The sequence below is a fragment of the Nitrospinota bacterium genome (assembly GCA_009873635.1).
In the GTDB taxonomy this organism is placed as follows: domain Bacteria; phylum Nitrospinota; class Nitrospinia; order Nitrospinales; family VA-1; genus LS-NOB.
The window spans coordinates 4566-17366 of the sequence record WAHY01000014.1 but is presented as its reverse complement, the minus strand read 5'-3'; the positions used below and the strand labels follow the sequence as shown (position 1 = coordinate 17366).

14 protein-coding genes and 1 pseudogene (1 of these 15 cut by a window edge) are annotated in these 12801 nt (G+C 42.2%); 6 read left to right on the top strand and 9 right to left on the bottom strand.

Annotated features, from left to right (window positions below):
- Window positions 1-37: 37 nt before the first annotated feature.
- Window positions 38-1516 (bottom strand): DUF3536 domain-containing protein, encoded by a 1479-nt coding sequence (locus F3741_09165; protein MZG30957.1) that lies wholly within the window; start codon window positions 1514-1516, stop codon window positions 38-40.
- A gap of 43 nt (window positions 1517-1559) precedes the next feature.
- Window positions 1560-3506 carry a 1,4-alpha-glucan branching protein GlgB gene (gene glgB, locus F3741_09160; protein MZG30956.1) on the bottom strand — a complete coding sequence of 649 codons (1947 nt, stop codon included), beginning with the start codon at window positions 3504-3506 and terminating at the stop codon, window positions 1560-1562.
- Window positions 3507-3584: 78 nt separating this feature from the next.
- On the opposite strand from glgB, the gene F3741_09155 reads away from it, so the two are divergent.
- Genes F3741_09155 through F3741_09145 form a run of 3 tightly spaced genes read left to right on the top strand, consistent with a single transcriptional unit; the run spans window position 3585 to window position 4358 of the window.
- Entirely contained in the window at window positions 3585-3953 is a 369-nt protein-coding gene (locus tag F3741_09155) for a hypothetical protein (GenBank protein MZG30955.1), read from the top strand.
- Entirely contained in the window at window positions 3886-4218 is a 333-nt protein-coding gene (locus F3741_09150; GenBank protein MZG30954.1) for a DUF3106 domain-containing protein, read from the top strand. The genes F3741_09155 and F3741_09150 overlap by 68 nt, the downstream gene beginning before the upstream one ends.
- Window positions 4194-4358, top strand: a complete 165-nt coding sequence (locus F3741_09145) for a DUF3106 domain-containing protein (protein ID MZG30953.1) — start codon at window positions 4194-4196, stop codon at window positions 4356-4358. Before F3741_09150 ends, F3741_09145 begins: the two co-directional genes overlap by 25 nt.
- Window positions 4359-4429: 71 nt before the next feature.
- Here F3741_09145 and F3741_09140 read toward each other — a convergent pair whose 3' ends face one another.
- The 3 genes from F3741_09140 to F3741_09130 form a co-directional block, all read right to left on the bottom strand.
- The gene (locus tag F3741_09140) at window positions 4430-4984 is read right to left on the bottom strand and encodes a formylglycine-generating enzyme family protein (GenBank protein ID MZG30952.1); all 555 of its coding nucleotides are present in this window, start codon (window positions 4982-4984) and stop codon (window positions 4430-4432) included.
- 84 nt (window positions 4985-5068) lie between these two features.
- A complete protein-coding gene (locus tag F3741_09135) occupies window positions 5069-5707 on the bottom strand; it encodes an ion transporter (GenBank protein MZG30951.1) in 639 nt (212 codons plus the stop codon).
- A complete protein-coding gene (locus F3741_09130) occupies window positions 5656-5856 on the bottom strand; it encodes a hypothetical protein (protein ID MZG30950.1) in 201 nt (66 codons plus the stop codon). The genes F3741_09135 and F3741_09130 overlap by 52 nt, the downstream gene beginning before the upstream one ends.
- Before the next feature lie 1123 nt (window positions 5857-6979).
- On the opposite strand from F3741_09130, the gene F3741_09125 reads away from it, so the two are divergent.
- Window positions 6980-7885 (top strand): J domain-containing protein, encoded by a 906-nt coding sequence (locus F3741_09125; protein ID MZG30949.1) that lies wholly within the window; start codon window positions 6980-6982, stop codon window positions 7883-7885.
- Window positions 7886-7905: 20 nt separating this feature from the next.
- A complete protein-coding gene (locus F3741_09120) occupies window positions 7906-8136 on the top strand; it encodes a hypothetical protein (protein MZG30948.1) in 231 nt (76 codons plus the stop codon).
- Between the two features lie 3 nt (window positions 8137-8139).
- Here F3741_09120 and F3741_09115 read toward each other — a convergent pair whose 3' ends face one another.
- From F3741_09115 to F3741_09100, 4 genes are all read right to left on the bottom strand, one after another.
- Window positions 8140-8883 carry a DUF1566 domain-containing protein gene (locus F3741_09115; GenBank protein ID MZG30947.1) on the bottom strand — a complete coding sequence of 248 codons (744 nt, stop codon included), beginning with the start codon at window positions 8881-8883 and terminating at the stop codon, window positions 8140-8142.
- A 2-nt stretch (window positions 8884-8885) separates the two neighbouring features.
- On the bottom strand, window positions 8886-9155 hold the full coding sequence (locus F3741_09110) for a hypothetical protein (GenBank protein ID MZG30946.1): 270 nt from the start codon (window positions 9153-9155) through the stop codon (window positions 8886-8888).
- Between the two features lie 211 nt (window positions 9156-9366).
- Window positions 9367-10185, bottom strand: coding sequence for an ABC transporter permease (locus tag F3741_09105; GenBank protein ID MZG30945.1), 819 nt, complete (start codon window positions 10183-10185; stop codon window positions 9367-9369).
- Window positions 10186-10189: 4 nt separating this feature from the next.
- A complete protein-coding gene (locus tag F3741_09100) occupies window positions 10190-11107 on the bottom strand; it encodes an ABC transporter permease (protein ID MZG30944.1) in 918 nt (305 codons plus the stop codon).
- Window positions 11108-11334: 227 nt separating this feature from the next.
- On the opposite strand from F3741_09100, the pseudogene F3741_09095 reads away from it, so the two are divergent.
- A pseudogene (locus tag F3741_09095) lies at window positions 11335-12801 on the top strand (menaquinone biosynthesis decarboxylase) (it continues 274 nt past the right edge of the window).

Sequence of the window (12801 nt, the reverse complement as noted above, 5' to 3'; positions counted from 1 at the left end):
TTTATGATCTTAATATTAAATAAATAAACCCCGGACTTCAGGCTGGGAGATCCAGCGTGGCTGTTTTGACTATATTAGAATAAATTTGACCTCCATTCGCCTTACCCTTTAAATTGCTCACTGCCAGTTCAAGTAACTTCACAAAGTCAGGCTCTAACGAATCCCCAGAAAGCTCCTCGGCAAACTGAATAACTCTTCCCGCGTATAATAAAATCTGCTCGGTTTCAATTCCAGATATATCGTTAAAAAACCATCCGCAACTGGTATACATGAGCATTGAGTGGCGTTGCATTTCCAATAGTTTGATAGCAGTGTCCTTTTCGGTATGATTCAAACTTCTGCCGCATTGCTCATCCAGAAAAGAACCTCTATCAAACCAGCTCAAAAAGGTATTGATATATTGATTCTTTGCTTCCCAGGAATCTTTAAACAAATCCTTGCCTTTATCAGTAAAAATAGCATCAGACCTGAATCGTAACCAGTCTAGAGCATGTCTGAGTGGTGCTCTCCAATGCTGGTTCCACTCAGGGTGTCCGCCAGTTTGACAACCGCAATGAAAAGCCCAGCGCGCAACTCCGTGGGAGCAACTCCATGAAGTCCTTTCCTTTATTTCAATCTCTTGTTCAGCAGGGAACTTTTCTAAATATTCTGCATAATTGGTCAACTGTGCGTCAGACTGACTCTCAATATACTGGATAGCGAAGGCCAATGCCATATCACCAAATTTATGATGATGACCGTAGGTTTCCCCATCGGTGGCGATACTGAGCAAATGAGGTTCTTCCCGCTTATCCGTCAGCAATAATTTTTCAGCAAAACATTGGCCGTCCCGCAGAAGATTTTCAAATGCCAAAGATCGGGATAAAGGGCCATTATAAAAGAAAACATCGATAAATTTTCCCTGCTGTAGTTTTACCTTGTAAGGACGATAAATATCCAGCGGCTCAGACTTATCTTTAAAAGTTATAATTTTTCCTGCTTGATGAGGGGCTAAAATTGTAAACCGAATCCCCAGATCCGCCATTATCTGAAGTGTTTCCAAATCCACCGCCGTTTCTGGAAGCCACATTCCACTGGGAAAACGTTTGAAACGGTATTCAAAATCCCTGATCCCCCAATAAACCTGGGTGTATTTATCGCGAGTGCTTGCCAAAGGCATGATCATGTGAGAATAGCATTGTGCCATCGCAGAACCATGACCTGAAAAGTTTTGCTGGCTGATTTTATCTGCCTCCAGCACCATCTGGTAGGTATCTGGGGACTTCGACTCCATCCAACTCAACAAAGTCGGACCAAAGTCAAAACTTATTCTCGAGTAATTATTAACTCTATCGATAACCGCGCCTTTCTCATCAAGGATACGAGCCTGTGTATTTGGAGCGTAACACTCAGAGTTAATACGCTCGTTCCAATCATGAAAAGGGTGTGCTGAGTCCTGCAAGGGAATAGCATCCAACCATGGGTTTTCTCTGGGCGGTTGATAAAAATGCCCGTGTATACAAATGTACCTATTCATAAAATCAGAGTTTATTTCTGGGAAATTACAGAGCACATAACAATCATTTCTGATATTTCAAAAAGATCGCCGCAAGTGGAGGCAGGACCACATTTATTGAACAATGGCGACCATGCCAACTCAGGGATTCACTTTGAACAGGTTCCGGATTACAGACCCCTCCCCCTCCAAACTCTTTGGCGTCGCTATTGAGAACCTCTTTCCAGGTTCCTTCGCAAGGAACTCCAATACGATAATCCATCCGCGGAACAGGAGTAAAATTCAAAGCGATAATAATTTTATCATCAGGATCCTTTCCTTTGCGAATCAGAACAAGGATACACTGCTGAGAGTCACTACAATCAATCCATTCAAATCCATCATGAGAAAACTCATTTTCAAATAAAGCTGGCTCATTGACATAAAGCTGATTGAGGCATTTAATCCAATGTTGCACTCCTTTATGATTAGGATATTCCAGAAGGTGCCAATCAAGGCTTTGATCATGGTTCCATTCAGACCACTGACCGAACTCCCCCCCCATAAATAAAAGCTTTTTACCGGGCTGGGCAAACATATGCCCAAATAAAAGCCTCAAGTTGGCAAACTTTTGCCAGTCATCCCCGGGCATACGGCCAATCAGAGAACTTTTACCGTGGACCACTTCATCATGTGACAAAGGTAAAATGAAATTCTCATGATAAGCATACAACATACGAAATGTTAAATGATCATGATGAAATTTTCTGTGGACCGGATCTTTTTTCATATACTCCAAAGTGTCGTGCATCCAACCCATGTCCCATTTCATTCCAAAACCCAACCCCCCTACATACGTAGGTTTCGAAACCATTGGCCAGTCTGTAGACTCTTCAGCAATAGTATGGGCATGAGGGAACTCCCCATAGACTTGCTCATTAAACTTACGCAAAAAATCTATGGCCTCAAGGTTTTCCCTTCCGCCATGAATATTTGGAACCCATTCCCCATGTTCTCTTGAATAATCCAGGTAAAGCATAGACGCTACCGCGTCAACCCTCAGGCCGTCTATGTGAAATACATCCATCCAGTAAAAGGCGTTACTGATCAGGAAACTTGCTATTTCATTACGTCCATAATTAAAAATATGCGATCCCCAATCAGGATGAAATCCCTGCCGATCATCGGCGTGCTCATATATATGAGTTCCATCAAACAATCCCAATGCAAATTCATCGACTGCAAAATGAGATGGAACCCAGTCAAGGATTACCCCAATATTGTTTTGATGGAGATGATCGATAAGAAACATGAATTCTTCAGGTGTCCCATAACGACTTGTCGGAGCAAAGTATCCCGTGCACTGGTATCCCCATGAAGCATAAAAGGGATGCTCCATAACAGGAAGAAATTCGACATGAGTGAAATGCATTTTTTTCAGGTAGTCTGTCAAAACAGGAGCCAGTTCCAGGTAGGTGAGATATTCATTTTCATTCTTGCGCATCCAGGAACCAAGATGCATTTCATAAATGGAAACAGGGCTGCTATGAAAGTCATGCCTCTTGCGTCCTTGATCCATCCAGTCATGATCACTCCATGAGTAATCTGTATCCCAGATAATACTTCCAGTCTTAGGGGACTTTTCACAAAATTTTGCGAAAGGGTCAGCCTTTTCTACCCTGTAATTATTCTGATGGGAATTAATGAAATACTTATAAATATTACCTTTTTCAACTCCAGCGAAGAAACCTTCCCAAATTCCCGACTGTTGCTTAGGACGCAATGGGTGTTTTCCCTTTTGCCATCCATTGAAATCGCCAACCACGTCGATGGATTTCGCATTGGGAGCCCAGACTGAAAAGTAAGTTCCTGCAACCCCGTCTACCTCAACCCTGTGAGCACCCATCTTTTCATAAAGATGAAAATGATTTCCCTCATTAAATAAATGCAAATCATCATTTGTTAACAGAGAAAAAGACATTGCTGCTTCAACACCAGTTTTTGAAGAAATTTTTGACACGCTTCGAACCATTTTTCCAGATAATATAAAGGTTCAGTATTTGCAGTCGATTAGAATGACAAAGCCTTATAATAGCATCACGGTGGCGTTATGAATGATAAAAAAGATCCCGATGACTACCTGAATTTCAGCCGTAGTCAGTTAAGAGGAGATATAAAAGACCTTGATGCTGATACCCGAGAAAAATTGATGCAGTTAAGGCATCGTGCCATGGAGTCCACCTTGGAGGGAACTAACCGTTTCCCGGACTGGGCAACCCTCCCCATCATAGCATTTATATCCGCACTGCTTTTCATTTTACTGGTCTACTTTAAGCCAAAACTATCAACCAAAATTGATGAAAAACCGGTAGACCTGGAAATCCTGCTTTCCAGCGATTCTCTCGAATTTTATGAAAACCTTGAGTTTTTACAAAAGTGGAAGGATGGAAGTTTTGCAAACCAGAAAGAAGATAATTAATCTAACTTTGCTTCTATTAGTTGTGATTTTTTCAGAAACCCTGGCCTGGTGCCAGGAAAGTGGCATTGAATGGGATGCTTTGAGCCCAGGAGAAAAGCAAATTCTGGCATCTCTTCAGGACAAGTGGAACACGCTTTCGCCCGAAACTCAAAATCGGTTGAACGCGGGAGCCAGAAAATGGAATGCATTGAGTGTGAAACAAAAAAAGCCTTCAAACAAAAACTCCAGACATGAAAACAAATATCAAAAGACCAGAAAAATCTGATTCGTAAACAATTCAAGAAATTTCAAAACTTGCCCGACACAACAAAACAATTGCTACGTAATACATACGAAGATTTTAAACATCTCCCACCAGATAAACAAAAGTCCTTGTTAACCATGCATAACGAAAGCTATCAATAGGAATCGTCTTCTCGACCCGTTTTCAACTTCTAAATTTTAAACAGAAGATAACTAAATTGGTCTAACCAGGCTCAAAGACCAGAACCTGAACGAGTGGTTGCACACCTGAATCCAACATAGTGAAACTTGTGAATAGGCAGGCTGTATATTCTGTGAGAGGACTTCAAACTTCCAACTCCATTGCGCCATGACCCCCCTCGAACCACCTTCCCCCCATTCTCATGATCACTCCCAGTCCATTCCCATACATTACCTGCCATGTCATAGAGTCCCAAATTGTTAGGCTCTTTCTCCCCAACATTATGGGTTTGCTTATCAGCATTTCCCTTATGCCAGGCATAATGATCTGGTTGCCCATCTCCCCAGAAGAAGGAAGAGGTTGAACCAGCACGAATAGCTATATCCCATTCGCGCTCTGTCGGCAAACGCTTCCCAACCTTCTTGCAATAAGAAGCAGCCTGATTCCATGTCACTTTTTCTACAGGACGATCATCTCCTTTGAAATAAGAAGGATTCAGATGCATAACTTTAAAATATTCTCTCTGCGTCACTTCATATCTGTCGATATAAAAGCCGAGTCTTCCCTCTTCAATTCGCGTTTTATTGATCGATGGGACATAAACCATATCATGATTAACCACATCTTCGGCTGATGTCGACACCGCCCATAAAGTAATTAGAAATAAACCACGTAAACTTTTCACAGCACTCTAGCGGGGGCGATTTCTTCTATCCATCGGGGCATCAAACGGTTTATCACAATGAGGACACTTCATGGGTCTGGTCTTTGGTTTCTGTAACTCTTCAATGAAACCATAAGCAATAATTCCGACAGGAAGTCCAAATGTTCCCAGACCTAAAATTGAAATAAAACCTCCAAATATTTTTCCCAACGTTGTAACAGGATATACATCTCCATAGCCTACGGTTGTCATGGTGGAAACAGCCCACCACATGGCTGCGGGAATGCTTGAAAATGCATCAGGTTGGGCTTTGTTTTCGATGAAATATATAACTCCCGACGCAAAAACAAGCATACCCATCGTTACAGCCAGAACGATGAACAACTCTTGCCTCGTATCCCTTAATACCGATTTAAACAAGTGCAAAGATTTTGAATATCTGGCCATTTTGAACAAGGTAAAGAGTCGGAATAAACGGAGCACCCGAAGAAAACGCAAGTCCAGCTCAAAAAAGAATGGGAGATAAAAAGGAATCACGACAACCAAATCAATAATAGCTGCGGGGGTGAGCATATATCGAATTCGCCCCATGATCGGACTGCTATATTCCTGCTTCAGGTTACAAGTCCATAGGCGCAAAATATATTCAAGAGTGAAAACGAACATAGAAAACCACTAGAAAGTTCCTGCATTGTTTCTACAGAAACCGCAAAGACATTGAGAATAATCAGGGAAATAATGAAAATATTAAAACCCCGGCTTAAAAAGTCGCTTTTAGACTCCGGCTCAAGAATTTCACCTATCCTTTGTTTCATGAGTTAATTTTCCAGATAAGATTCATCACGTCAGGTTAATGTTCAAGGCAACAGACAATATATTGACATATTTGAAAGAAATAGAACTTGCGGAAAAAATCCAAGAAGTTTCTAAACCAACATATTTAAAGGACTTATATAGGTCCTCCCCAGAGGCTAAAGTTTGGCATAAAACTTGCCGTTAATAGAATTAATAAAAATATTTTCTGAATCAATTTAGGAAGGTAAACAACCATGGAAAAGGTTAAGACAGCATACCCCATCACTGAAAATACCCAGGACTCGTTTGTATTCAAAAGTGTTGTTGCTTCTTTAGCAGGAGCTTCTATTCCCGCAGTCATTTTCTATTTTCTAATGTGACAGGTGACCAGCCTATCTGGTGGATTTAGATCACTGTTCCTCTACTTTTATAAACAAGATCCTTTTATCAACTTTCCTAGACTTATTTCTACCGGCAATTTGTAAATCCTGACTATCTTGCCCCTGATTTAATCCACCCAATTCAATCCATTCACCAACTCTTCCTTTTACAACTACATTCAAACCTGACGTTTCTATCCTCCAATTCGTAATCTTTGACTGTTGCGGTGATATTTAAAGGACCATTTGATAGTCCCGAATATAAGGTGGTTTGACTTTACCCGTAATTTATATCGGTTGTTTATATACAAACTCAAACCTAAAGATGTATTCCCCAATTTTTACTTTGTTATATGTCAAATTTATCGAAAAAATAATTGTTTTGTATTAAAACCGGTGTATACAGATTCAGGGGCACTTTGTATTGAAGGAAATCAGCTAGTCTTTAAAGGTGTGTTCCGCGATGAAACCTTCAAGCCCGAAAACATAATACAAGTTGGAAAAAAGAGTTCTAAAAAAATTAAAATTCGTACCCAACAAAGCGGAATAAAAAATACTGAAGTTTTCTTATTAACTTTAAAGGAAAAATTTTATCCGTTTAAAAGCCGTCAGGACCGCGACGATATTTTTAACAACCTTATTTCCCAGTAAAGCTCAAACATCCTCCTAAATCACACTTCGAGCCAAGTTGATTGAACTGAAGAGTCCAAAAAGTTAGAATGGATGTATTCAAGCATGCTGAAAATCTAAAAGATCACCAACAATGCCTCAATCCACAACCAGAAATTATTATAAAATTCTTGGCATCACCCAGAAAACCTCTAAAGCTGATATCAAGAAACGATACCGCGAACTCGCGAAAAAATACCACCCCGATACCAATTCGGGAAGCAAAGAGGCCGAGGATAAATTCAAAATCATCTCCGAAGCCTACGACGTATTGACTGATGCAAAAAAGCGGAAGGCTTATGACCGAGAGCGTTCCTACAAGAAGAAAGCCCCACGTCGTCCAAAAAATCAACCGGACTGGAATCAGCCTCCCGGTGGTTTTGGACGTGATGATCGGCAACAAGGTTATGAAGAACCATTCGCCCAGGAACCGGAACCCATTGATCCGGATATGCCCACCTCTGGTTTTGACCTTCAGTTTATGGTCGATGTTCCTTTACCTGTTGCGGCGCTAGGGGGAACGATTCCTTATTCATACGAAAAATATGTACGCTGTGAAGAATGTGAGGGAACAGGCACTCAGGGAAGTGATGAATGCCCGGAATGTCAGGGAAAACAACTGGTCGTCCGCCCGGTCAGCCTGGATGTAAAAATTCCCCCTGGCGTTGCCGACCAATATACCCTGTCATTTATTAAGGAAGGTGGGGAAGGTCGAAACGGAGGTCCACCCGGAGACCTGTTTTTAAAAGTCTGCATTCAACCTCACCCCAGGTTCAAACGTGTCAAAGACGATATCATCCATGAAGTGACCATCTCTTCCAAACTAGCTGAACAAGGGGGACCGCTGGAAGTCGAAACACTGAATTCCAAAACAACAATTCAAGTGGAAGAAGAAACACTGATTGGAGAAGAGATACGTATACCTGGAGAAGGTTCGGCTATAAACTGGGGGAAAAAGCGTGGAGACCTCATCATCAAATTCAATATCGAGGACAATTAAGCATGAAGTTCATATTGTTCATGATAGCTTTTGCCTTGGTTCTGGCGTTAATTATATGGCTTATTTTTAGACAAAATAAAACCCGGACTAAAAAACACAAACCAAAACTAAAAAAAGTACCACAAAGAAAAATAGAAAAGTTAAAACCAGCCACCCTTACAGACGAAGAGCGCAAAAAAGCGACTGAATTACTGAAAAAGAAGCCGGTAGTGGTCAGTATGGTTGTGAAGCAGTGGCTACGCGATCAATGAAGTCTAACCCTTGCGAGCTCTAACCTCTGCAGCATGGGCTCTAGCCCTTTTAAGCATTGCTGCTCTTTCTTCTGAGGAGAAGTCTTTTCTCGGGATTGGTTTTGGTGTTCCTCCTGAAGCTTTGGGTGCCGCAGGCGCAGCGGCAGGTGCCGCCTTGGCTTCTTCTACCGGAGCCTCAGTTGGTTTCGCTTTTTCAGCAACCGGTGCAGGTTCAGCACCTCCAGCCTTGGCGGGTGGAGCTTCTCCCTCTTTACGGATCAATCGCATAGACGACCAAACTTCAGTTGTGGGGTAAGGTGTATCAACACCAATCTTTAAGTCCATACGGATGATCTTTTCATCGGAGCACTCAGATATCCATGTATTGGATGCTCCACCAGGCGCAAAAATAGAATCGATGGGATAGCTTGTTCCATTTTTATCAACCAGGGATTTAGTGCCCGTCTTATCGAAAAGAGTTAAAGCTTCAGCCTTAGTTGGAATCCGCCAATTATCGTAACCACCAAATTTATCTTTATTCGAATTGACCCAGTCTACATACTGACAATGATCTTGCCAGGTATAAAACTTTTTCATATCAAGCCAGGCATCCGTCTTCTTCCACATATAACCCGTGTTGGGGTCTGTAACGGTCCCATCACCATTGTCGACATAGGGTTTTGATTCTGGGGCAGCTTTTTTTGCAGCCTCTTTTTTTTTGGCGGCTGCAAGTTTTGCTTTTTCAGCGGGAGATAAAGCTTCTGACATACTTAACCTCTATGAACCGGTTCTTCTAAAATATCATTCAAATCTTTACCCGTATCAGTAAGGTCTTTTAAAATCTCACCCAGCTTGGACGCAGAATAAGATTCTAATCTGGAGTGATAATCGTCTCTGTAGTCTGCGGCATTCTTACGTATCCAATCCACAGCCACCTGCTCCTTAGTATCACAACTCATATTTGCGCATTTCTTATCCAGCAGATTAGTCTGGGATAAACGTATAATTTCGCAAATCAAATCTTCTTTGATCCGGCTCATACTAAAATTTTAACACAAAATGATACAGGAATTTAGCCTTTTGACCCTAAAAAGGGGCCACTCTATAACGGTTTTTAAGGCTTGTCAACGTGATATTTGAAAACCGATATACCTTATTGTTTTTTATTGTATTATTGTTATTTTCCGATTGGCAAAAAGTGCCATTTCACCCCATAATTTTGAGCTCTAAATTTGTAGGAATGAGTCGTCATCATTTACCCTTTGAAGAACGTGGGTCGAGGAACTCTCGCAGACCATCTCCTAAAAAGTTGAACGACAAAATAGTCAAAAAAATTGCAAGAGAAGGAAACAAAATGAGATGAGGATAAAACTTTATAGCCGTCCAACCATCATTGGCAAGTGTCCCCCAACTACTGAATGGAGGTGATATTCCCAATCCAATGAAACTCAATGTTGACTCGGCCAGAATTGCCATAGGAATGCGAAAGCTCAGAGTCACTACCAGAACACCCAGAATATTGGGGAGAATTTCCCGCAAGAGTATCCTTAAAGGGCTTGCACCCAGAGCACGGGCTGCCTGCACATAGGGATATTCCTTGATCCTCAGAACTTCTCCGCGGACCAGCCTGGCAACTGTAACCCAACTCACAAGCGTCAACGCAATAAAAACTCCCGCAACTCCTCTCCCCATCAATACTGTTATCAGTATAATCATCAACAAGTCGGGCAGAGCAAAAAGCACATCCACCAGACGCATCATCAGGTTGTCCGTTTTACCACCAATATAAGCTGAAATTGCGCCATAAACTGTTCCTACTAACAACGCAAACAAAGTTGTGAACACTCCAATAAATAAGGATACCCTGGCCCCATAGATCATGCGGGAAAACAGATCCCGTCCCAGGCGGTCTGTTCCCATCCAGTGATCAAGGCTCGGGAATGCCAGGGTCTGCATCGTATCCTGTGTCTCGTAAGAATAAGGCGCCACCCATGGAGCTAAAATAGCGGTTGTTGAAACAATCAACAAAAAACCAGCGCTTAATTTTGCTGTTAAGGAATATTGACTCATCATTTTATTTCAAAGTCACTCTTGGGTCCAACCAGCTGTAAATCATATCTACGATCAAGTTTGCAATAACAATCAAAATTGCGTAAACCAGTGTCACTCCCATTATTAATGGATAGTCCCTGTTGGTCACAGCAGTTATAAAAAAGCGACCCATTCCCGGAATAGAAAAAATAAATTCAATCACAAAAGAACCTGTGATAAGACCCGCAGTTAAAGGGCCCATGACTGTAACAATTGGATAGATCGAGTTTATCAAAACGTGTTTGAACATAATTGTCGTTTCAGTCAGACCCTTGGCCCGTGCGGTGCGGATATAGTCCGAAGACAAAACATCCAGCATGGTCGTTCGAGTCAACCTTGCAACATAACCGGCAAAACCTGTCCCCAATGCAAACGCAGGAAGAATCATATGCCTGGGCCCTTCCCATAAGGCCGGCGGAAACCAGTGCCAGTTATGAGAAAAAATCCATACCGATACGGCCCCCAAAACAAAACTGGGAACTGAAATTCCCATTGCCGCCAAAAGAAGTACAGACCGATCCAGCAAAGAGTTTTTCCAGTAGGCAGAGATCATTCCTGCAGGCACCCCGAGACCCAGAACCACAAGAACCGCACAGAGTCCCAAAGTAAAAGAGACAGGAAACGTATCGCAGATAATATCCGCAACATCCCTTCCCAAATATTTATAAGATGGCCCCAGATCACCTTGAAGCAATTGCTTCATATACAGGAGATATTGTATGGGAACAGGTTTGTCGAGGTGATATTTAGCTTCTATGTTGGCAATGATTTCCGGAGGAAGAATTTTTTCCGTATCAAAAGGACCACCAGGAACCCAGTGCATGATGAGAAATGTAAGTGTAGCAACCGTGATCAAAACCGGTATGCCCAACGTAATTCGCCTGAATATAAATCGCAACATGCGGCCATTTTATCACAAGAGGATTGGCTATTAAATTTGTTGCATCCGATCTGCCGCGGGGATAAAAATTTTCAACAATAATAAACATATGAAAACTGCCTGAAAAACGATAAACGGGACTATCAGGCATTATTTAATCTGGGTTACTCTTCAATATGAAAATATTCTCCTTTCCTTAAAGGCGAATAGGATATAATAGAGGGTCGTTTTTATTTAATTTTAATCCTATGAACTACCCTTCATTAAGAGAATTCATAACCCGCCTGGAACGCGAAGGAGAACTCCTGCGGATTAATGAACCTGTTTCGCCGATCCTCGAAATTGCGGAAATCACCGACCGTGTTTCCAAGCAATCCGGTGGTGGGAAAGCCCTGCTGTTTGAAAATGTCGAAGGCAGCTCCATGCCGGTCTTGATCAACGCTTTTGGCAGTATCAAAAGAATGAACCTTGCACTGGGTGTTCATAACATTGAAGACATTCCCAAAAGAATTGAACGCTATATAAAAATTCCACCTCCCTCTACCCTGCTGGACAAAGCTAAACTTTTACCCATGCTTTTGCAGGCAGCGCAGTTTCCACCAAAACTTTCGAACACGACAAAACCACCCTGCCAGGAAGTTGTCCTAATGGATAACGATATTGACCTGGGGGCGATACCGGTTCTGCAATGCTGGCCTGAAGATGCAGGACGTTTCATCACTTTCCCCATTGTGATCAACAGGAGTGCTGACAATAAAGTCAGGAATGTGGGACTCTACCGCATGCAGGTGTATGACTCTAAAACAACTGCCATGCACTGGCACATCCATAAAGACGGAGCCCATTTTTTCCATGAATATAAAAAGCTAAACAAAAAAATGGAAGTAGCGGTCGCTCTTGGAGCAGACCCGGCATCCTGTTATTCAGCTTCTGCTCCCCTGCCCTATGGGATCGATGAGTTCCTTTTGGCAGGCTTTATCCGAAAACAAAGCGTATCGCTGGTTAAATGTAAAACGGTTGACCTTGAAGTACCCGCCAATGCCGAGATTGTTCTGGAAGGGTATATTGATCCCTCAGAAATGAGATTGGAAGGCCCTTTTGGAGACCACACTGGCTATTACTCTCAGGATGGAGATTATCCGGTCTTTCATATCACTGCGATCACTCACCGGAAAAACCCAATCTACCTGACAACTATCGTGGGAAAACCGCCCCAGGAGGATTTCTATTTGGGCAGGGCTACAGAACGCATCTTTCTTCCTCTACTCAAGACCCAGCTCCCTGAAATTATAGACATGGATATGCCGGTCGAAGGTGTGTTTCATAATTGTGTCATCGTTTCTATCGACAAGCATTATCCCATGCAGGCAAGACGGCTCATGAGCGCCTTATGGGGACTTGGACAAATGAGTTTTGTTAAAACCATCGTTATTGTCGACCCAGAGGTTGATGTTCATGATTATGATGCAGTGTCAAAGCTTTTACTCAGCTCTGTTGACTTTGATACGGACCTGTTTTTCTCTGAAGGGGTTCTGGATGTTCTCAATCATGCTTCCGACCAGATGCTGTACGGTTCAAAGCTAGGTATAGATCTAACGAGTAAAATTCAAGGTGAACCGGGTTATGGTAAAAAAGACCTCCCTCCATCTCAACCCAGTTCTATACCAGCAAAAGAAGAAATTTTGAAAGCATTTCCAAAGATCAAAAGCTGCCGA